This is a genomic window from Sagittula sp. (genome assembly GCF_052825245.1).
Genome location: NZ_JBRBWD010000008.1, coordinates 45,625 through 66,123, shown reverse-complemented (window position 1 = coordinate 66,123; position 20,499 = coordinate 45,625). Strand labels below are relative to the sequence as shown.

Annotated in this window: 19 protein-coding genes; 13 read left to right on the top strand and 6 right to left on the bottom strand. The window is 65.9% G+C overall.

All coding sequences use genetic code 11. From position 1 onward, the window contains the following. Positions 1 to 609 precede the first annotated feature (609 nt). Positions 610 to 1,605, top strand: coding sequence for a tRNA dihydrouridine(20/20a) synthase DusA (dusA, locus tag ACU0DV_RS02435; protein WP_446241398.1), 996 nt, complete (start codon positions 610 to 612; stop codon positions 1,603 to 1,605). Between the two features lie 247 nt (positions 1,606 to 1,852). Further along, positions 1,853 to 3,121, top strand: coding sequence for a calcium-binding protein (locus tag ACU0DV_RS02430; protein ID WP_446241399.1), 1,269 nt, complete (start codon positions 1,853 to 1,855; stop codon positions 3,119 to 3,121). Between the two features lie 6 nt (positions 3,122 to 3,127). Here the strand turns inward: ACU0DV_RS02430 and ACU0DV_RS02425 are convergent, their stop codons facing one another. From ACU0DV_RS02425 to ccmI, 3 genes are read right to left on the bottom strand one after another with little or no spacing between them, the layout of a single operon-like run. Continuing rightward, positions 3,128 to 3,364, bottom strand: coding sequence for a DUF1289 domain-containing protein (locus ACU0DV_RS02425; RefSeq protein ID WP_100930069.1), 237 nt, complete (start codon positions 3,362 to 3,364; stop codon positions 3,128 to 3,130). A gap of 25 nt (positions 3,365 to 3,389) precedes the next feature. Then, a complete protein-coding gene (gene ruvX, locus ACU0DV_RS02420; protein ID WP_100930070.1) occupies positions 3,390 to 3,860 on the bottom strand; it encodes a Holliday junction resolvase RuvX in 471 nt (156 codons plus the stop codon). After that, positions 3,857 to 5,083 (bottom strand): c-type cytochrome biogenesis protein CcmI, encoded by a 1,227-nt coding sequence (gene ccmI / locus ACU0DV_RS02415; protein WP_446241400.1) that lies wholly within the window; start codon positions 5,081 to 5,083, stop codon positions 3,857 to 3,859. The genes ruvX and ccmI overlap by 4 nt, the downstream gene beginning before the upstream one ends. Before the next feature lie 168 nt (positions 5,084 to 5,251). Between ccmI and ACU0DV_RS02410 the strand changes: the two genes are divergently transcribed. From ACU0DV_RS02410 to rarD, 8 genes are all read left to right on the top strand, one after another. Next, on the top strand, positions 5,252 to 6,499 hold the full coding sequence (locus tag ACU0DV_RS02410) for a sarcosine oxidase subunit beta family protein (RefSeq protein ID WP_446241401.1): 1,248 nt from the start codon (positions 5,252 to 5,254) through the stop codon (positions 6,497 to 6,499). 79 nt (positions 6,500 to 6,578) lie between these two features. Next, positions 6,579 to 6,887: a hypothetical protein gene (locus tag ACU0DV_RS02405; RefSeq protein WP_283980516.1), complete on the top strand. Its 309-nt coding sequence runs from the start codon at positions 6,579 to 6,581 to the stop codon at positions 6,885 to 6,887. 147 nt (positions 6,888 to 7,034) lie between these two features. Beyond that, complete coding sequence (locus ACU0DV_RS02400) at positions 7,035 to 7,373, top strand: sarcosine oxidase subunit delta (RefSeq protein ID WP_283980515.1); 339 nt, start codon at positions 7,035 to 7,037, stop codon at positions 7,371 to 7,373. 60 nt (positions 7,374 to 7,433) lie between these two features. Then, a complete protein-coding gene (locus ACU0DV_RS02395) occupies positions 7,434 to 10,460 on the top strand; it encodes a sarcosine oxidase subunit alpha family protein (protein WP_446241402.1) in 3,027 nt (1,008 codons plus the stop codon). Next, positions 10,453 to 11,016 carry a sarcosine oxidase subunit gamma gene (locus tag ACU0DV_RS02390; protein WP_283980513.1) on the top strand — a complete coding sequence of 188 codons (564 nt, stop codon included), beginning with the start codon at positions 10,453 to 10,455 and terminating at the stop codon, positions 11,014 to 11,016. Before ACU0DV_RS02395 ends, ACU0DV_RS02390 begins: the two co-directional genes overlap by 8 nt. Positions 11,017 to 11,078: 62 nt before the next feature. Further along, on the top strand, positions 11,079 to 11,498 hold the full coding sequence (locus ACU0DV_RS02385; RefSeq protein WP_446241403.1) for a hypothetical protein: 420 nt from the start codon (positions 11,079 to 11,081) through the stop codon (positions 11,496 to 11,498). A 94-nt stretch (positions 11,499 to 11,592) separates the two neighbouring features. Next, entirely contained in the window at positions 11,593 to 12,192 is a 600-nt protein-coding gene (locus tag ACU0DV_RS02380; protein WP_446241404.1) for a superoxide dismutase, read from the top strand. A 164-nt stretch (positions 12,193 to 12,356) separates the two neighbouring features. Next, positions 12,357 to 13,271, top strand: coding sequence for an EamA family transporter RarD (gene rarD, locus ACU0DV_RS02375; RefSeq protein WP_446241405.1), 915 nt, complete (start codon positions 12,357 to 12,359; stop codon positions 13,269 to 13,271). Here the strand turns inward: rarD and ACU0DV_RS02370 are convergent. After that, on the bottom strand, positions 13,214 to 13,765 hold the full coding sequence (locus tag ACU0DV_RS02370; protein WP_446241406.1) for an LOG family protein: 552 nt from the start codon (positions 13,763 to 13,765) through the stop codon (positions 13,214 to 13,216). The two genes, rarD and ACU0DV_RS02370, sit on opposite strands and share 58 nt — an antisense overlap. 137 nt (positions 13,766 to 13,902) lie before the next feature. On the opposite strand from ACU0DV_RS02370, the gene ACU0DV_RS02365 reads away from it, so the two are divergent. Both ACU0DV_RS02365 and ACU0DV_RS02360 read left to right on the top strand, forming a co-directional pair. Next, complete coding sequence (locus ACU0DV_RS02365; protein ID WP_446241407.1) at positions 13,903 to 15,672, top strand: LysM peptidoglycan-binding domain-containing protein; 1,770 nt, start codon at positions 13,903 to 13,905, stop codon at positions 15,670 to 15,672. Positions 15,673 to 15,811: 139 nt separating this feature from the next. Beyond that, complete coding sequence (locus tag ACU0DV_RS02360) at positions 15,812 to 17,629, top strand: ABCB family ABC transporter ATP-binding protein/permease (RefSeq protein WP_370312090.1); 1,818 nt, start codon at positions 15,812 to 15,814, stop codon at positions 17,627 to 17,629. A gap of 10 nt (positions 17,630 to 17,639) precedes the next feature. On the opposite strand, the gene ACU0DV_RS02355 is transcribed toward ACU0DV_RS02360, so the two are convergent. Next, on the bottom strand, positions 17,640 to 18,290 hold the full coding sequence (locus ACU0DV_RS02355) for a CatA-like O-acetyltransferase (protein ID WP_446241408.1): 651 nt from the start codon (positions 18,288 to 18,290) through the stop codon (positions 17,640 to 17,642). Positions 18,291 to 18,628: 338 nt separating this feature from the next. On the opposite strand from ACU0DV_RS02355, the gene ACU0DV_RS02350 reads away from it, so the two are divergent. After that, complete coding sequence (locus tag ACU0DV_RS02350) at positions 18,629 to 19,405, top strand: gamma-glutamyl-gamma-aminobutyrate hydrolase family protein (protein WP_100930082.1); 777 nt, start codon at positions 18,629 to 18,631, stop codon at positions 19,403 to 19,405. Positions 19,406 to 19,524: 119 nt separating this feature from the next. On the opposite strand, the gene ACU0DV_RS02345 is transcribed toward ACU0DV_RS02350, so the two are convergent. Further along, positions 19,525 to 20,442: a hypothetical protein gene (locus tag ACU0DV_RS02345; RefSeq protein ID WP_446241409.1), complete on the bottom strand. Its 918-nt coding sequence runs from the start codon at positions 20,440 to 20,442 to the stop codon at positions 19,525 to 19,527. Positions 20,443 to 20,499 lie beyond the last annotated feature (57 nt).

The window sequence follows — 20,499 nt, the reverse complement described above, 5'->3', positions numbered from 1 at the left end:
GCTTTCATGCTGCCCGGTGCCATCCATTACCATCCGCACGGCGCGCTCGCGCACTTCTGGTGAATACTTGTTCGTTGTCTTTGTCATGATGCTCCATCCTACTCATGAGTTGGAGCCTCCGGCAAACCCGGCGCGGTTCAGGTGGTTCCTTGACCTTCTTCGGAGCCACGGGCTTCTTGGCCTGAATAGAACCACGTGAGGCGCTCTTGGTGCTTTGCTTGGGTCTTTCGTCGGTTTGCGCCTGAGCGGCCATTCCTAAGTGTCTGGTGAACGGTGAGCCGGCAGAGCGCTCGCGGGAGATTTGCCGGAGGAGGCTCGAAGAGTTATTGTCGGTCATGTGAGACATCGCGTCCCTCGCTTGTTGATCGTGGAGGATTTGGTGTCACTCAGATCTGGCCGGAAACCGTCCGAATGGGGTAAGTCGAGGCGCAGCCAGAATCAGGTGGTTCGCCTGACCCTGGCGGAGCTCTGGCTTGGACATGATTGGCGGGATGGATGTTGCTACTCGGTAGCAAGCTGTCTTGGAAAACCCACGGAAACCGGGGAAAACCCCCGGGAATCACGAGAAATCCCGTTAGATGGCTGCCTGCGTATGCGGCGAGTAAGTTTATGAAATCAAATGCAAAATACGCGTCACGGCTTGCCGTGGCACCCATGATGGACTGGACCGACCGCCATTGCCGTGTGTTCCACCGGCTCATGTCGCGGCATGCGCTGCTATACACAGAAATGGTGACGGCGCCTGCGCTTGTGCGGGGGGGGGCTTTGCACCTGCTCGACCACAGTCCTGAGGAGCATCCCGTGGCCCTGCAACTGGGCGGTTCCGACCCGGTGGAGCTGGCGGAGGCGGCGCGGCTTGGGGCGGATGCCGGGTATGACGAGATCAACCTCAACTGCGGCTGTCCCTCTGACCGGGTGCAATCGGGCACCTTCGGCGCGGTCCTGATGAAGGACCCGGACACGGTGATCCGCTGTGTCGAGGCGATGCAGGATGCCGTGGACGTCGAGGTGACGGTGAAGTGCCGGATCGGCGTGGACGATCAGGACCCGGGCGAAGTGCTGCCGGAGTTCCTGGCCCGTCTCGGCGCGGCGGGCTGTTCGCGGATCTCGATCCACGCGCGCAAAGCCTGGCTTCAGGGACTTTCGCCCAAGGAGAACCGGGATATTCCGCCGCTCGACTACGACCTCGTAATGCAGATGCGCGGCCTTTTTCCACACCTTCACCTGTCGGTGAACGGCGGCATCGGCTCGCTGGAACAGGCGCGTGGTTTCCTGGATGCCGGGCTGGACGGCGTGATGGTGGGGCGGGCTGCCTATCACCAGCCGTGGGACATCCTCGGGGAGGCGGACGCGCTTATCTGGGGCGAACCACAAAGCCCGCGCGGGCGCGAGGACGTGGTTCGCGACATGTTGCCCTATATCGAGCGTCACCTGACAGAGGGCGGACGCCTGCATCAGGTGACGCGCCACATGCTCGGCCTCTTTGCCGGCTGCCCCGGTGCGCGGCGCTGGCGGCAGGTGTTGTCGACCGAGACGACACGTGATGGCGCGGGTCCGGAAGTGGTCGAGCGCGCGCTGTCCGAGGTCGCCGCCCGGGCTGCGTAAGCCGCAGGACCTGACGCCAACCAGAATCAGGCGGCGCAAACTTCTGGTCCGATAATGGTTAATTCGTGCAACGAAACCCGGCCATGGGGCTGACTGTCCCTGTTTCGTGGACAGTCAGCCGCATTGCTGCCCACTTTCCCGCAAAGGCGCTGGAATACGCGAAAAATTTGATAAAGTGTTAATTCGTAAGCAAACTGATTTTCATGCTGCACAAATTGGGGGGTCTTTGACCATGTGGGTGCTTTCCTTGCTGCCTTTTCTGCTGCTCGCCAGTCTCGGTGGACTGTTCGACAGCGATGACGACGATGACAACGAATCCTTCCCGACCGAAGGCCCCACCGACAACGGCACGGACGGCGGCACCGATGGGCAGGAGAACCCGAACATCCCGATCCCCCCGACCGTGAATGCAGGTACGTCCGGCGACGACACGGAAACGCTGGGCGACACCGACGACCGCTACATCGCCTACGAGGGCAACGATGTGGTCAGCGGCGGCTCGGGCGACGACCGGATCGACGGGCGCGAAGGCAACGACACGCTGGTCGGTGGCCCGGGCGACGATCTCTTGTACGGTGGCTACGGCAATGACGACCTGTCCGGCAACGGCGGCAATGATACCGCCTTCGGTGAGGCGGGCAACGACAGCCTCAGCGGCAATCTCGGAGAGGACAAGCTGGTCGGCGGTGCGGGCAACGACTACATCGACGGCGGCCCGAACGACGACAAGCTGGTCGGCAACGACGGCAACGACACCCTGATCGGCGGCCTCGGCAACGACCTGCTGAAGGGCGTGGACGGCGCCGATCTGCTGGATGGCGGCGCGGGCAACGACACAATCTACGACGGCACCGGCAACGACACCGTGCTGGGCGGTGACGGCAACGACGCGATCCAGCTTGGCGACGGCGTCAACACAGTCGACGCGGGTGCGGGCGACGATGCCGTGGTCGCAAACGGCGGAACCGGCACCATCGACGCGGGCCTCGGCAATGACAGCGTGTCCGTCACTGGCGACGGCACCGCGACCGCTGCCGCGCAGACCGGCCTTTATGACATCGACCTAGGCGACGGAGACGACGTGTTTGGCGGGATCGACGACAATGCCACGGTCGACGGCGGCGCGGGCAACGATACCCTGGTCGGCAACGGCGTCCTGATTGGCGGCGACGGCGATGACGAGCTGGCCGGGGCTGGCATGATGACGGGCGGCGCCGGGGCGGACAGCTTCTTCGGCAGCGCGGTTCCGGGCACGATCACAGACTTCACCCCGGGCGAGGACATGATCCTGTTCCAGATCCCCGAGGACGACCTCGACGACACCACGCTCTCCATCGTCAACAACACCGACGGCTCGTCGCTGATCGAGGCGCGGGTGAATGGCATGGTCGTGGCAAGCGTAAGGTCCGCGACCTCGGTCGGTGCGGCGGACGTCGCGATCCAGGGTTACGACGGGGACGTTCCGGTCTCCATCGCCGACCCGGCACCTGTTCCGGCCTCGCCCGTCGCGGCCTGACCGGCCCTATCCACGTTCCTTGAGACGCGCCGCGCGACCGCCGCGGCGCGTCGCGATTCTGGACTTGCGCGAGGGCAGGGCGGCCATGATCTCGCGCCGCTCGTCCGAAGTCATGCGCGACCAGTTGGCGATCTCGTCCACCGTGCGCAGGCAGCCCACGCACAGCCGGGCCGCGGGATGCACGGCGCACAGCTTCACGCAGGGGCTTTCGATCTCGTCGCGTCGCCAGACGTCGTCCTTCATGTGGATTGCCTTACTGCTCTCTTTGTCATGCGCCAAGGAACCTCAGCCGGTCCAGCGCTCCCTGCAGGATATATGAGGCCGCGACGTGATCTATGACCTCGGCGCGACGTTTGCGTGTCGTATCCGCCTCAAGCAACGCCTTTTCCGCCGCGACGGTGGACAGTCGCTCGTCCCAGTAGCCGATCGGGCCGTCCCAGAGCGCGGCAAAGTTCCGGGCGAAGGCGCGTGTGGACTGGCACCGCGGCCCCTCCGACCCGTCCATGTTGCGCGGCAGGCCAAGGATCAACCCGCCCACACGGCGCCCGGCGATCAGGGTCTGCAGGCGTTCCGCATCGACACCGAACTTCTTGCGCTTCACGGTCTCCAGCGGCGTGGCGACGGATCGCATGCCGTCGGACACCGCCACCCCGATGGTCTTCGTCCCCAGGTCCAGCCCCATGAGAGCCTGCATCGGGGGCAGGGCGGCCGCGAAGTCCTCGATGTTGTCGTGGATCACTCCGACACCCCGGCGCGCTGTGCGGCCTCCCTGATGGTCTGAAGGGCATCCTCGTTCCCTGCAAACACGGTCTTGGCCTCCGTCCAGATCGCGCCCGCGCGATCCGTCTCGCCGATCACCGCCAGCGAAGAGATCAGCCGCGCCCATTCCTCCGGTGCGCCGCCTTGGGTGGCGAGCCGCTCGGAAAGCTGGTTCACCATGCCGCGGATCATCTCCTGCCGGTCTTCTTCGGTCATGTCCGCGGCCGCGTCCACGTCGGCCTGCGACGGTCCGCGCGCGGTTTCCAGCGGCGGCAGCTCAAAGCGGTTCTCGCCGGCGCGCATCGCCATCTCCTCGATCTGGGCGCGCAGCGGCTCCACCCACGGGTCGTCCGGCTGGCTGTCGGACAAGAGGTCGCGCCACATCCGGAACCCGCGGTCTGGCCGCCCGATCTGCGCCATCATCAGCCCGCCGTAGAAGCGTGCGACACCGTTCTCCGGATCGCGGCCAAGGGCCTGCTCCAGCGCCTTCTGCGCCTCGGGGGACACGTAGCCGTTTGCGGCCAGCACCATCATGTCGGCGAGGTTGGCGTAATCCTCTGCAGTCGCCTGGTCACCCTTCAGCTCGATGATCTTCTGCTGCGCCTCGTAGGACGCGCGGTAGTTCCCCAGCGCCGCTTCCGAGCGGGCCAGCAGGATCTGCCCCTGCAACTCGTCGGGCCGCGCCTCGACAGCGGCGCGCAGCTTTTCGACGAGGTCGAGGTATTCGCCCGGCGCATCCTGAGGCATCGACGCGGGCAGGCGCGCCTCGGCCTCGGTCTGGCTGGCACGGTTCTTCAGGGCGTCGGCGGCGGCGGAGAGGCGAAGGTGCCGTGGCTGATCGCGATACCCGGGCACGCCGAGCGCCAGGTAAAGGCCGAAACCGCCCAGCAGCAGCACCAGGGTCAACATACCTGCGGTGACCCGGCTGATCCCCACGGGCTGAACGACCGACGCGCTGCCGCCCTGCGCCTTTGCGTCGGCGGCCAGCAAACGGCGCGAGATTTCCAGTCTCAGGCGTTCCGCTTCTTCGGCGTCGATCTTGCCACGGGCCGCATCGCTGTCGATTTCCGCCAGCTGGTCGCGATACACCTGCATGTCGAAGGCCTCGGCCGGACCCGTTTCCCGCGTGCCCCGCAGGACCGACCAGCCCAGCCCCGCCGCGACCACCAGCGCAATCGCGCCTGTCAGGATCCAGAATACCATCGTGCCTCCTCTTCGTTCGCTATGATCTAAGCGCGCGGGCCGCTCGACAAAAGGGCAAAAGGACCCGGTGAGAACCCATGTCGCAACTGTGCACCGGAATGACGGTTGCATGTCGCGAACGGGCGCTATTTGGGTGCATCAAACGGCGAAACGACGGGGATTCGAGCCATGAAACGCTATTCCGCCTTTGCCATCGTCCGTGAGGCCCTGATGACCGGTCATAAAGGCTGGGAACAGGCGTGGCGCGATGCACAGCCCAAGAAACGCTACGATGTCGTGATCGTCGGCGCAGGGGGGCACGGCCTCGCCACGGCCTACTACCTTGGCAAGAATTTCGGCATAACCAACGTGGCGGTGATCGAGAAGGGATGGCTCGGCGGCGGCAACACCGGCCGGAACACGACCATCATCCGGTCGAACTACCTGCAGGATCCGTCTGCCGCGATCTACGAAAAGGCGCGGTCGCTCTACGAGACGCTGAGCCAGGATCTGAATTACAATATCATGTTCAGCCCCCGCGGCGTGATGATGCTGGCGCAGACCGAACACGAGGTCCGCGGCTACCAGCGCACGGCGCACGCCAACGCGCTGCAAGGGGTGCAGACGGAGTTCATCTCGCCGAAGCGGGTGAAGGAGATCGTGCCGATCATCCGTCTCGACGGGCCGCGCTACCCGGTGCTGGGCGCGCTCTGGCAGGAGCGGGCAGGGACCGCGCGCCACGATGCCGTGGCCTGGGGCTATGCGCGTGCATGCTCGGCCATGGGTATGGACATCATCCAGCGCTGCGAGGTCACCGGCGTCACCCGTGACGGCGGCAAGGTCACCGGCGTCGACACCACCAAGGGCCACATCGCCTGCGACAAGCTGGGCATCGTCGTCGCCGGCCACTCCGGCGAGCTGGCGCGCATGGCGGGCTTCCGCCTACCGGTGGAATCCGCGCCGCTTCAGGCGCTCGTCTCCGAACCTATCAAGCCGATCATGGACTGTGTCGTCATGGCGAATACCGTGCACGGTTACATGTCTCAGTCCGACAAGGGCGAGATGGTTATCGGCGGCGGCACCGACAGCTACAACGCCTTCACCCAGCGCGGGTCGTTCCACCACATCGAACATACCGTCGCCGCACTGATCGAGACCTTCCCCATGGTGTCGCGCCTCAAGATGCTGCGCCAGTGGGGCGGCATCGTGGACATGACAGGCGACCGCTCTCCGATCCTGTCGAAGACCCCGGTCGATGGCTGCTTCATCAACTGTGGCTGGGGCACCGGCGGCTTCAAGGCAATCCCGGGCTCGGGCTGGGGCTTTGCCGAACTGATGGCCACCGGGAAGTCCGCGCTCTGCGAGGATTTCTCGATGAACCGCTTCCGCGAGGGCCGTTTCATCGACGAATCCGTGGCCGCCGGGGTGGCCCACTGATGATCGCGAAAATCTTCTGGAACCTTTTCGAAGGAAGCGACGTTCCAATCCCGACGCTGAAAGCGAAAGGACAAAGAACATGTCGGACTCTGCACACAACAACCACACAACGACCACCACAACGACGCGCGAATCCCGCGGCAATTCCGGGATCGCCTTCATCGTCGGCATTCTCGTCGTCGTCGTGGCGTTCCTGGCCTGGATCATCTTCGGCAGCGCTGACACGACAACCGCGACCGATGATGGCGGCTCCAACGTCAACATCACCGTCGAAAGCGACGAAGGTGCATCTGCGCCGGCAGCCAACACCGACGCTGCACCGGCTGGCGACGCCGCTGCACCCGCTCCGGCGGAAAGCGACGCTGCACCGGCTGCCGAAGGCAACTGACGCCACTCCCTCAGGTTCATGGCACGGACCGGAGAAGGTCGGACTGCGCGAGCAGCCCGGCCTTTTTTCGTGCCCGGCCCACAGTCTGCGCGGCGCCCCTGCGGCGCACGCGTCCCACACGCATTCCGCTTGGATGGAGGCCCCGACATGCTGATCTTCACCTGTCCCTATTGCGGCGTGGCCGCCGAGGAAACAGAACTGTCCGCGGGCGGCGAGGCGCATCTGAAGCGGTTCGGTCCCGGCTCCTCCGACGACGACTTCGAGGGTTACCTCTTCATGCGCGAGAACCCCAAGGGCGTGCATTTCGAGCGCTGGCGCCATTCCAACGGCTGCGGCAAGTGGTTCCACGCCGCGCGTTGCACCGTGACCATGGAGGTCTTCGGAACCTACCCCGCGCAGACCACCCGTCCGCCTGTGGATATCCTCGGCCGAATTGTGGATAAACACCCGAACTTCAAATGGCGCGACATAGAGGCGGCGGAATGACCCGTTTCCCGCACTCCGTCTTGCACAAATCGAACAATTCACTCTGCGCGGAGGCCTGACATGAGCACCCGTCTTTCCCACGGCGGTCGCCTGATCGACCGGTCGACCAAGCTGGGCTTCACCTTCAACGGCAAGCGGCTCGAAGGCTATGCCGGCGACACGCTTGCCGCGGCGCTTCTGGGTGCCGACCAGATGCTGGTCGGCCGAAGCTTCAAGTACCACCGCCCCCGCGGCATCGTCGCCTCCGGCGCCGAGGAGCCGAACGCTCTGGTGAACCTTGGCGAGGGTGTGAAGCACGAACCGAACCAGCGCTGTACCACGACAGAGCTGTTCGACGGGCTGACCGCGACCTCGCAGAACCACTGGCCGTCGCTGGAACACGACATCGGCGCGATGAACGGTCTGTTCGGCAAGTTCCTGACCGCCGGGTTCTATTACAAGACCTTCATCCACCCGCGTCCGTTCTGGAAGCACGTTTACGAGCCGTTCATTCGCCAGTCCGCCGGTCTCGGCAAGGCACCGGATCCGGAGACGCGCGACCCCGACCATTACGAACATTTTTACGCCTTCGTGGATGTGCTCGTGATCGGCGGCGGCATCGCCGGTCTGCAGGCGGCTCTGGTGGCCGGTGCGTCGGGCAAACGCGTGCTGCTGATGGAACAGACCGCCCACTGGGGTGGCCGTGCGCCGGTCGATGGCGGCACGATCGAAGGCATGTCCGCCGAGGACTGGGTGGCCCAGGCGGTCGAGACGCTCGAAGCGATGCCCAATGTCGAACTCCGCACCCGCAGCATGGGCGCGGGCGTCTATGACCACGGCTACGTACTGGGCTACGAGCGGGTGAACGATCATGCGCCCTATCTGGCCGGTCCCCGCCACCGCCTGTGGCGTATCCGGGCAAAGCAGATCGTGACCGCCACCGGCGCGCTGGAACGCCCGCTCAGCTTCGGTGGCAACGACGTGCCGGGGGTCATGCTGGCCTCTGCCGTGCGCGACTACCTGGTGAACTACGGCGTGTCGCCGGGCGACCGCACGGTGGTCGTGACCAACAACGATGACGCCTACCGGACCGCCATCGCGCTGAAGAAGGCCGGGCTTGCGGTGCCGCTCATCGTCGACGCGCGCCCGCACGGCAACGAAGGGCCGCTGGTCAAGGAAGCGCAGGCCATGGGCATCCGGGTCGAACGTGACCGAGCCATCACCAAGGTCTTCGGCGGCAAGCGGGTGCAGGGCGTGGCCATCGGTCTCCAGCGTGGCGAGGGCGCGGTCCTCGAAGAGATCGCCTGCGACGCGGTCGCCATGTCCGGCGGCTGGTCCCCCGTTGTGCACCTCTGGTCGCATTGCGGCGGCAAGTTGACGTGGGACGATGCGCAGGCCTACTTCAAACCCGATCCGTCGCGTGCGCCCACGGGTGTGGATGGCGAGGCATTTGTCACCACCGCGGGCAGCGCAAGCGGCGCGATGCACATCAACGATACGCTGCAAGACGCTGACAAAGCTGCAAAGTCCGTGTTGTCTGCGCTTGGTGCCTCCGACGCCGATCTGCCGGGAACGCCCGCCGGAGAGGCCGCCGAAGAGGCGCCGCTCATGCAGGTCTGGCTGATGCCTGAACGTGCGCACGACGGGCTGCGGATGAAGGCCTGGCTCGACTACCAGAACGACGTGAAGGTGTCGGACGTCCAGCTTGCGGCGCGCGAGGGTTACCGCTCCGTCGAACATACCAAGCGCTACACCACGCTTGGCATGGCGACGGATCAGGGGAAACTGAGCAACATCAACGGTCTGGCAATCCTTTCTGATGCGTTGGGAGAGCCGATCCCGCAGGTCGGCACGACCACCTTCCGTCCGCCTTACACGCCCATCTCGATGGGGGCGATTGCAGGCGATGCGCGTGGCGACCTGTTCCATCCGCTGCGCAAGACGCCGATCCACGGCTGGCACGAAGCCAACGGCGCGACGTTCGAGCCGGTCGGTGACTGGCGCCGTCCCTTTGCCTTCCTCAAGTCCGGGGAAAGCGTCGAGGATGCCGTAAACCGCGAGATCAACGCCACGCGCCAAAGCGTTGGAATGCTTGACGCTTCCACGCTCGGCAAGATCATCGTCAAGGGGCCGGACGCAGGCCGGTTCCTCGACATGCTCTACACCAACATGATGAGCACGCTGAAGCCGGGCAAATGCCGCTACGGCCTGATGTGCACGGAGAACGGCTTCCTCACCGACGACGGCGTGGTGGCGCGGATCGACGAGGACACCTTCCTCTGCCATACCACGACCGGCGGCGCGGACCGTATCCATGCCCACATGGAGGAATGGCTGCAGACCGAATGGTGGGACTGGAAGGTCTACACCGCCAACGTCACCGAAGCCTACGCTCAGATCGCCGTTGTCGGTCCCAACGCCCGGAAACTGCTGGAGAAGCTCGGCGGCATGGACGTCTCGAAAGAGGCGATGGCCTTCATGGACTGGAAGGACGGCACGCTGGGCGGGTTCCCGGTGCGCATCTACCGGATCTCCTTCTCGGGGGAACTGAGCTACGAGATCGCGGTGCCCGCAAGCCAGGGCCGCGCGCTCTGGGACAAACTGATCGAGGCTGGCAAGGAGTTTGACGCGACGCCCTACGGTACAGAGGCGCTGCACGTGATGCGGGCCGAGAAGGGCTTCATCATGATCGGCGACGAGACCGACGGCACGGTGATCCCACAGGATCTTGGCCTGCACTGGGCGATCTCGAAGAAGAAAGACGACTACATCGGCAAGCGGGCGCAGGCGCGCAACTTCATGGACAATCCCGACCGCTGGCAACTGGTAGGGCTGGAGACGGTGGACGGCTCCGTCCTGCCGGATGGCGCCTACGCGGTGGCCCCGGGCCGGAACGCCAACGGCCAGCGCAACACCCAGGGCCGCGTGACCTCGACCTACTGGTCGCCCACGCTGAAGAAGGGCATCGCCATGGGTCTGGTGCACAACGGTCCGCAGCGGATGGGCGAAACCATCAGTTTCATGAAGGACGATGGCGAAACCGAAGTGGCCGCCTGCATCGTCAGCCCGGTCTTCTACGATCCGGAAGGAGAGAAGCAGAATGTCTGAACTCGCAGTGTACGAGGGCCTTGTCGAGGTCCGCGCCATCGGTCTGCAGGGCATGGTCACGATCCGCGGCGACTTTGCCTCCGACGCCTTCCGCGAGGCAGTGTCGGGTGTGGCCAGGGTCGCCTTCCCGGAACAGCGCGGTGCCTCGGTGGATGGCGCACGCGGCCTGCTGTGGATGTCGCCGGACGAGCTGATGATGCTCGTGCCGCATGCGGAGGCCGCGGAAAGCGCCGCGAAACTGGCAGAGGCGCTGTCGGACCAGCACGCGCTGGTGCTGGACGTGTCCGACGCCCGCGCGATGTTCCGCCTTCAGGGCCGTGCCGTGCGCGAGGTGATCGCCAAGCTTGCGCCGCTCGACATGGCGCCGGACGGTCTGCAGCCGGGTGAGTTGCGGCGCACCCGCTTCGGACAGGTCGCCGCCGGTGTCTGGCTGGAGGGCGAAGAGACGGCGACGCTGTTCTGCTTCCGCTCCGTGGCCGACTACATGTTCGAGCTGCTGAGCACCGCTGCCCATCCCGACAGCCGCGTCGACTATTTCCGCAGCGCGGCGCGCTGACGGTTGTGTTCGCACCGCCGCTCGCCAATAGTGGCCGAGCGGCGGAAAGCGAGGAACGGCGCATGTTGAGATGGCTCACCGCGGCGTTCGTCGCCATATGTGCGAGCGTCGCCACGGCGGCCGAAGCCGACCTTGTGGCCTACAAGTGCTCGGTCCGCGGGTCGGAGTCGCTGGACATCATCCAGCCGCTGGTCTTCATCATCCGCGATACCGCCAGCGACCGTGTGGTGGTGTCTGACGCCATGATCCTTGCCTTCAACGACGGGCAACCGGTGGAGGGCAGGCTTGTCGTGGACAACGCGTCCCGCACCACGTTCGCATGGACCGTTGAAGTCATCCTGCAGGTCAGTCCGGTCAAGTTGAGGTATCGTGGCACCTATGTGAAGTCCTCCGGACATTTCTCCATCCTCGCCGAACCCACGGGCTATGCGAACAACTTCACTCGGGGCGGGACCTGCCAGGTGGACACCCTCTCCCGTTGAGCGGGATGCGGATTTTCGCGACATTCACTTGACCTCCGCCGTCCACAGGAACAGGTAAGTATCCGAGACTTGCCAATACGGAGAGGGTAACCCAATGGCTTTCGAACTTCCCGATCTTCCCTATGCACACGACGCGCTGGCCTCCAGCGGCATGAGCAAGGAAACAATGGAGTACCACCACGACATCCACCACAAGGCCTACGTCGACAACGGCAACAAGCTGATCGCCGGCACCGAGTGGGAAGGCAAGAGCGTCGAGGAGATCATCAAGGGCACCTATAATTCCGGTGCCGTCGCCCAGTCGGGCATCTTCAACAACGCCTCGCAGCACTGGAACCACTGCCAGTTCTGGGAAATGATGGGTCCGAACAAGGGCGCGATGCCGTCCGAGCTTGAAGTCGCGATCAAGGACAGCTTCGGCACCGTCGACAAGTTCAAGGAAGAGTTCGCCGCAGCGGGCGGCGGCCAGTTCGGCTCCGGCTGGGCATGGCTGGTGAAGGACACCGACGGCGGCCTGAAGGTCACCAAGACCGAGAACGGCGTGAACCCGCTGTGCTTCGGCCAGACCGCCCTGCTGGGCTGCGACGTGTGGGAGCATTCCTACTACATCGACTTCCGCAACAAGCGTCCGGCCTACCTGCAGAACTTCCTCGACAACCTGGTGAACTGGGAAAACGTGGCTTCGCGCATGTAATCCCGGCCCGGATCGAGATCCAGACAGGGGCGCGGTTCATCCGCGCCCCTTCGTCGTTCCGCAGGCGGGCCATATCCGCAACTTCGCGATTACACCGGGGCCTCGGCCCTTGCCCCTCCGGGAGGGGCTGACTACCACGGGTCCGTCCTTCCGGAGCGTTTTTTATGTCCCCACAGATCCAGGGTATCCTTTGCATGATCGGCGCGTGCTCGATCTGGGGGTTGTCTCCGATATACTACAAGCTGCTGGTGGAGGTGCCGCCGCTGGAGCTGCTGGCGCACAGGACGATCTGGTCGTTCGTGACCTTCGCCGGGATCCTCACTGTGCAGCGGCGGCTTGGCCGGTTGCGTCTGGCGCTTGGCAACGGGCGGTCCGTGGCGATTGTGGCCTTGGCCGCGATGACGATATCGGTGAACTGGTTCCTGTTCATCTTCTCGGTGCAGTCGGACCATGTCGTGGAGGCCTCGCTGGGCTACTACATGTTCCCGCTGGTCGCGGTGTTGCTCGCAACCGTGGTGCTCAAGGAACGCCTGGCGCCCCTGCAATGGCTGGCCGTCGGCCTTGCGGCCCTGGCCGTCTCCCAGCTGACGCTGGGCCTGGGGGTGGCGCCCTGGATTTCGCTGGTCATCGCTCTGACCTTCGGTCTCTACGGTCTGGTGAAGAAGCGGCTGACCGTAGGTGCGATGACCTCCGTCACCGCCGAGGTGCTGGTGCTGACGCCGCTGGGGTTGGGGTGGCTCGTCCATGTGCATTGGAACGGCGGAGGGGTGTTCGGCGCCGACATCGGTCTGTCCGCGCTGCTGCTCTTCTCCGGTGTCCTGACCGCGCTGCCGCTGATCCTGTTCTCTGCCGCCGCGCAGCGGGTGAACATGGCGACGCTGGGCCTCCTGCAATACCTGAACCCGACGCTGCAGTTCTTCTGCGCCGTGGTGCTGTTCGGCGAGCCGCTGAACACCTTCCAGCTTGTGGCCTTCGCGCTGATCTGGATTGCGCTGGCGATCTATTCCTTTCAGTCGCTGTCTCAGGAGAGGGCGCGGCGCAGGAGCGCCATGGTGTCGAGGGCCGAGCCGCCGCTCTGAACGAAGTCGAGGAGCGAGCTGTCGGCGAAGCCGCTGTCCACCACGTGGTCCAGCAGCGCGACCAGCGGTGCCCAGTAATCCTCGACGTTCAGCAGCACGATGGGTTTCTGGTGCAGGCCAAGCTGGCGCCAGGTCAGCACCTCGAAGAACTCGTCCAGCGAACCCGGCCCGCCCGGCATCACCACCACCGCATCGGCGTTCATCAGCATGACCTTCTTGCGTTCGTGCATGGTCTCGGTGACGATGAAGGTGGTCAGGTCGGACTTGCCCACTTCGCGCGCCTGCAGATGCTGGGGAATGACGCCGAAGGTCTCGCCCCCGGCGGCCTGCGCGGCGCGGGCAACGGTCCCCATCAACCCCACATCCCCCGCACCGTAGACCAGCCGCCATCCTTCGTCGGCGATGGCGGTGCCCAGCGAGGTGGCCTCGGTCGTGTATGCCTCGCGGTCGCCCGGACGCGACCCGCAGTACACGCAGATGGATTTTCTGAGCATGCGCGGTCCCTTATGCTGGATTTGTGCAGGAAAATCGGCTTTTGACCCAACCTAGACCGTGGGATATACACGCTCAACCACCCTGTGGACGGCTTTGGGGAGCCATCTGCCGCAGGGCAGCCGTTTGAAAGACTGCCATGACCAATACCTTGAAGAACAGCGCACTGGGAGGGGCGGCCGTTGCGGGGGCAGTGGCCGTGGCTCTGGCGCTCGGGCTGATCGACCTGCCGGGCGGGGACGATACCACGGCTGACGACCCGGCGCGCGCCTCACAAGGGCCGGATGCGCCGCAGACGGCATCGACGCAGGCAGGCGACGCGGGAACGGAGAACGCGCTTGCGTCGGCCGGCGATGGGGACACCGGGGCGGTCGTGGAAGGGACAGAGGCATCGGTGCCGGTCGAGGCGGCGCAGACAGATACCGAACCGGCCCAGACGGCCGACGCGCCGGAATTGGCAGATAGCGGCTCAGCAGCACCTGATGCGGCAGAAAACGGGGCAGCGGTAAATGCTGTCGTCGCTGCCCCGTCCGATCCGGCAGCGACATCCGATGCGATGCCCGAGGCAGGCGAGACAGCAGCCGCCAATCCCTCCGCGCCTAGCTTCGATACAGTGCGCGCAGAGCCCGGCGGCAGCACGCTGGTGGCGGGCGCCGGACAGCCGGGCGCTGAGATCGACGTGCTGGTAGACGGCGATCCCGCAGCCACCGCGCTGATCGGGCAGGATGGGAAATTCGTGGCCTTCGTCGAGCTTCCGTCCCAAGGCAAGGCCTCGGTGCTACGGCTGCGCAGCCGCGCCGACACCGGGGAGGTCATGTCGGAAGACGAGGTCATCGTCGCCCCCTCCGCCCTGACCAGCGATGTGACGCAGCCGCCGCGCTTCGAACAGCGGGCGGCCGCCGCGCCCGGACCGCTGACCCAGCCGCAGGCCCCCGACGGCGCCGCAGTGCCCGGGTCGCAGACCGATGGAACGGCGCTTGGTGCGGCCGATGTCCGCACGGCCCCCGCCGCCGCACCCAGCCCCGACGCCGTGGCCTCCGCCGCGCCGATGCCGCAGCCCGGTGACGCGCCTCAGGCGCTTGGCGACGACGTGGGGCAGGATGAGGCGGTCTCTGCCGGCGGGCTTGCGTCCTTCTCCGCACCGCGTGCAGCGGCGCCCGGCGCGCTCGACCTAGCCACCGCGTCTGGCAGCGCCCCGCAGGCAGACGACGGACCCGAGGCCCCGCCCAGCGTGACCGCCGCCGAACCGGGCGTACCTGCCATGCCGGCGGACGGTGCGGCCCCGGTGGGCACGCCGTCCGCGCAGGACGACGCCATCGCAGCGCGCGACCCCGCGCCTAAGCCCGGCGAGACCGGCGCGCCGCAGGCGCCCAAGGTCTTTGTCACCGGCCCGCGCGGGGTGGAGGTGCTGGCCTCCGGTCCGCTCCAGCCGGACGAGGTGGCGCTTGACACGATCAACTACGGCAGCGCGGGCGAGGTGCTGCTGACGGGCAGGGGGGCGGATGACGCCTTTGTCCGCGTCTACCTGGACAACCGACCCGTCACCACGTCGCGCATCGCCGAAAGCGGACGCTGGAAGGTGGAATTGCCGGAGGTCGATACCGGCACCTACACGCTGCGCGTCGACCAGATCGACGGCGACGGCACCGTGCTGGCCCGCGTCGAAAGCCCGTTCCTGCGCGAGGACCCGGACCTGCTGGCCAGCCTCAAGCGGGGCGAAGGACCGATCTCCGAGATCACGGTTCAGCCGGGCAACACGCTCTGGGGGATTTCCGAGGACCGCTACGGCCACGGCATCGAATACGTGAAGATCTTCCGGGCCAACCGGGACCGTATCCGCGATCCCGACCTGATCTACCCGGGCCAGATCTTCGACCTGCCGGATGGCACAGCCGCCGCCGGAGAGTGATCCGGGGCTGGTCCTTCCTTCCATCGCGGGCTAGGTAAGGCGCTGCGCGGATGCTGCGCCCGCAAAGGCGCGGCCCTTTTCCGACATGACAGACCCAGGCGCGCCTGTTCGGGCGCGTGTTAGGCACAGGAGAGCCGGCATGGCCGCAGACACCACCGCAAAGGAGATCGCCCGCGAAGAGCGCCGCTCCGGCATGCGCACGATCCGCCGTGTCGGTCCCTATCTGTGGCCGGAAGGGCAGGACTGGGTGAAGCGCCGTGTGGTGATTGCATTGGTGCTGCTGCTGATCTCGAAGCTGGTGGCGGTGGGCACGCCCATCCTCTACAAGCAGGCGGTCGATGCGCTGGACGGCAAGGTTTCGGACCTGGCACTGGGTGCCGTGGGTCTGACGGTCGCCTACGGTCTGGCGCGGCTGATGTCGGTCGGTTTCCAGCAGCTGCGCGACGGCGTCTTTGCCCGCGTCGGGCAGCGCGCCCTGCGGGCCCTGGCGCTGGAGACCTTCGAACACATCCACCGCCTGAGCCTGCGCTACCACATCACCCGCAAGACGGGCGGCCTGTCCCGCATCATCGAACGCGGGGTGAAGGGCGTCGAATTCCTGCTGCGTTTCTTGCTCTTCAGCATCGGGCCGCTCGTGCTCGAACTGGTGCTGGTGGGGGCGGTGCTCTTCTACCTGTTCGATGTCTGGTATCTTGTCGTCGTGGCCAGCGTCATCGGGCTTTATGTCTGGTTCACCTTCAAGGTCACCGAGTGGCGGGTGAAGCTGCGCCGCCAGATGAACGACCAGGATACCGACGCGAACCAGAAGGCCATCGACTCGCTTCTGAATTTCGAGACGGTGAAGTATTTCGGCGCGGAAGGGCGCGAGGCCGCGCGCTACGACCGGGCCATGCAGGGCTACGAAGTGGCGGCGGTGAAGACCGCGACCTCGCTTGCCATGCTGAACTTCGGCCAGTCGCTCATCATCACCACGGGTCTCGTGATCGTGATGGTCATGGCGGCTGTGGGCGTGCAGAACGGCGCGCTGACCGTGGGCGACTTCGTGATGGTCAACGCCTACATGATCCAGATCACCATGCCGCTGAACTTCCTTGGCACCGTGTACCGCGAGATCCGTCAGGCCCTGGTAGACATGGGCGAAATGTTCGACCTGCTCGAACAGCCGCAGGAGGTGTCTGACAAGCCGGGCGCGCCTGCGCTGTCGGTGTCCGGCGGCGCCGTTTCGCTGGAGGACGTGCGCTTCGGCTACGACCCCGCGCGCCCTATCCTGAAGGGCGTGTCGATCAACGTGGGCGCGGGCGAACGCGTGGCGCTGGTCGGGCCGTCGGGGTCGGGGAAGTCGACCATCGGGCGGCTGCTTTTCCGGTTCTACGACGTGAACGGCGGCGCGATCCGCATCGACGGGCAGGACCTGCGGGACGTGACGCAGGACAGCCTGCACGCCGCCATCGGGGTCGTGCCGCAGGACACCGTGCTCTTCAACGACACGATCCGTTACAACATCGCCTACGGGCGTGACGGCGCCACCGACGAAGAGATCGTCGCGGCGGCGCGCGCCGCGCAGATCCACACCTTCATCGAGGCGCTGCCCGAAGGCTACGACACGCAGGTGGGCGAACGCGGGCTGAAGCTGTCGGGCGGCGAGAAGCAGCGCGTCGGCATCGCCCGGACGCTCCTTAAGAACCCGCCCGTGCTGCTGCTGGATGAGGCGACCTCGGCGCTCGACACGGAGACGGAGGCCTCGATCCAGGACGCGCTGCGCCGCGCGGGTGAGGGGCGCACCGTGCTGACCATCGCGCATCGCCTGTCGACCATCGCCGATTCCGACCGCATCGTGGTGCTGGAACAGGGCGAGGTGGTCGAGGAGGGCACCCACGATGCGCTTCTGGAGAAGGGCGGCCGCTATGCCGCCCTCTGGCAGCGCCAACAGGCAGAACAGGACGAGGAAGCGGCCTGAGCCTTGCCCTTTAAAGGGCGTTCAGCGCGGTCTGCGATTCCTGGTAAAACTGGCCAAGGTCGGCGCCGTGCACCACGGCATGATGCACCTGGATGTTGACGGCGACCTTGTGACGACCGTCTTCCTCCACGATCTTGCCCCACGACACGCGCGGGATGCAGTCGTCCGCGTCCGGCACCGCGTGGTCGAGCGCGGTGAAGTCCATCCACGGCAGGCAGGACAGGTAGGCCACGCCGTCGCCGCTGACGTCCGATGTCCTCAGACCGGTCTCCTTGGCCGCGGCTTCCATCCGTCCTGCCGCGTCGCGGTCGAAGGCGGCGAAGTCTGGCTGCCATGGCAGGTAGGCGTACGCAAAGCCCTCTCGTTCACGGGGGACGGTGATGGACAGGCCGATGCGGTCATGGCGCACGACCTCGTCGCCGCGGAAGCGGGTACGGAGCGCCGCATTAGCGTTCAGACCCGTGCCCATGGCGTGCAGGCAGGCGCGGAATGGCGAAATCCGGTCGGCGTGGCGCCGGGCCATCAGGTGCGAGGCGTCCAGACGGCAGGTGACGGCGTAATGCGGACGGGCATAGGCGCGGAAGAAGTGGAAATGCTCGGCCCGGTCCCAGGAGGAGAGGTCGATCGCCTCGGATGTCATGGTGTCTGTCGGCGCGCGCATCGTCGTCTCCCTCGCGTGATCGGGCCTTGGAAGGCGGTGTCCATGGCCTGCCAGTATCCGACCATCCGCCGCACGTTTATTCAACGCGATTCCGGGCGAAACGGGCCGCATTCGCCGGGATCGGCCGCCCGCCGCACGTCATCGTGCCCCTGCCGCAAACCGCGCCACGGCCAGGGCGGATCACGGACCGTGCACCTGCGGCATCCGTCGCACATCTTGTGCTGCATTCGTGATCTCGACCGGCACATGTGTGCTGAAACAGACCTGCCGTGCGCGCGCTTGATCTTTTTCTGAACCATTTTGTGCTCTAGGTTATGAACGAACAGAAGGAGCACGGCATGAAGCGCCCCGTCGTCGGCATCATCGGCAACTCGCATCTCATCAACGATCAGTACCCCGCCCACGCCGGCGGCACGATGAACTCCGAGGCCGTCGCGCAGGTGTCCGGATGCATGCCCCTGCTGATCCCCGCCGACCCGCGCCTGGTGTCGGTGGACGAGCTGATGGAGGTCTGTGACGGGTTCCTGCTGACCGGCGGCCGGCCCAACGTCCACCCCGAGGAATACGGAGAGGAATGGACGGAAGCGCATGGCGCCCACGACCGATATCGCGACGGGATCACCCTGCCGCTGGTCCGTGCCTGCGTCGAGCGGGGCCAGCCGTTCTTCGGCATCTGCCGCGGCTTCCAGGAGGTCAACGTGGCGATGGGCGGCACGCTCTACCCGGAAATCCGCGACCTGCCGGGACGGATGAACCACCGGATGCCGCCGGACGGCACCATCGAAGAGAAGTTCGCCCTGCGCCACAAGGTAACCCTGACAGAGCGCGGCGTGTTCCACCGGCTGTTCGGCGCGACCGAGGTGATGACCAACACCCTGCACGGCCAGGGCATCAAGACGCCGGGACGCCGGATCGTGATCGAGGGCTATGCCCCCGACGGCACGCCGGAGGCGATCTACGTCGAAGGCGCCAAGGGGTTCACGCTGTCGGTGCAGTGGCACCCGGAATGGGATGCCGCGAACGACCCTGTCTCCCGCCCGTTGTTCCAGGCCTTCGGGGACGCCGTTCGCGACTGGGCACGCGGCAAGCACACCGATCTTCTGAAAAGCGCCTGAAACGAAGGGACTGCGGCACGGACGCTAAGGGTCAGTGCCCGGTTGTCGCGTGGCATTTATATTCGCAGACCCATCCTTCGAGGCGCTGAGGGGACAGTCAATCCGCCCCTCACCATGGATCACTGGAGTATACAGACCTTCCAGTAATCCTGGCCGATGTTGGCCTCCGCGTCCGGGGTCTGTGTCGCGTCCGGTTCGGCGCAGGTGCCGCCGTCCGTCGGGTGCCAGTTGCCCAGGTACATCCAGCTTCCGCCGTCCAGCGATGCCCAGACATGGGCATGGGCCGTGTCGATGACGTTGATCGTCATGGATGGTGCTTCGCCGAAGGCATCCTGCACCAGCAGGGAATGGCTGTAGCCGGGCTGCGGCGGCTGGCCGTCGAAGGTGCAGCGGTAGGGTTCCGTGAAACCCATGTCGCAGTCGCCCACCTGCGACTCGCCCACCGGCACCTGGTAGAAGATCAGCGGCATCGCCGCCGCGTTGGCGCCCGGCGGAGGGGCGGGCGGGGCCGGGGGCGTGGAGGGCACGGCCGACGCCGTCTGGCCGCCGCGCTGGACGCACTCCTCGACCTTCAGCGTCGCCGCGGTAGAACCGGCCATCGAATAGCCGCGTGCGCCCCGGGGATCGCTGTTCACCGAGACGCCAACCAGCCCGGCGCCCTTCAGCAGCGCCAGCTCCTGGCCTTCTAGGAACCGCACCGCCCAGCCCTCACGCAGGTCGAACTGCGCGTCGATGCTGTACTTGTCGTAATCCATCGTGCCGCCTTCGTAGACGGCGGAGACGCCGGTCGGGAAGATGAACCGCCAGTCGCCCTCGATCCGGTCGATGGCCACCGCGTCGCCGTCGATGACGCGCGTGGCCCGGCAGCCCACAAACCCGCGCCCGGGCTGTTCCGAGACGACATCCACGCGCCAGCCGCGCACGTCGTTGAAATAGGGTGTCACGGTGTCACCCGGCAGAACGACCTGGGCCTGCGCGATGCCGCTTTGGACAAGGCACAGGGAAAGGGCCGCGAGGCCCCGCGTGATACGTCGCATGATGAGAATGTCCCCGAGAATCTCGTTGCTCCTGCTGTGGAGACTAGGCTTGGGCCT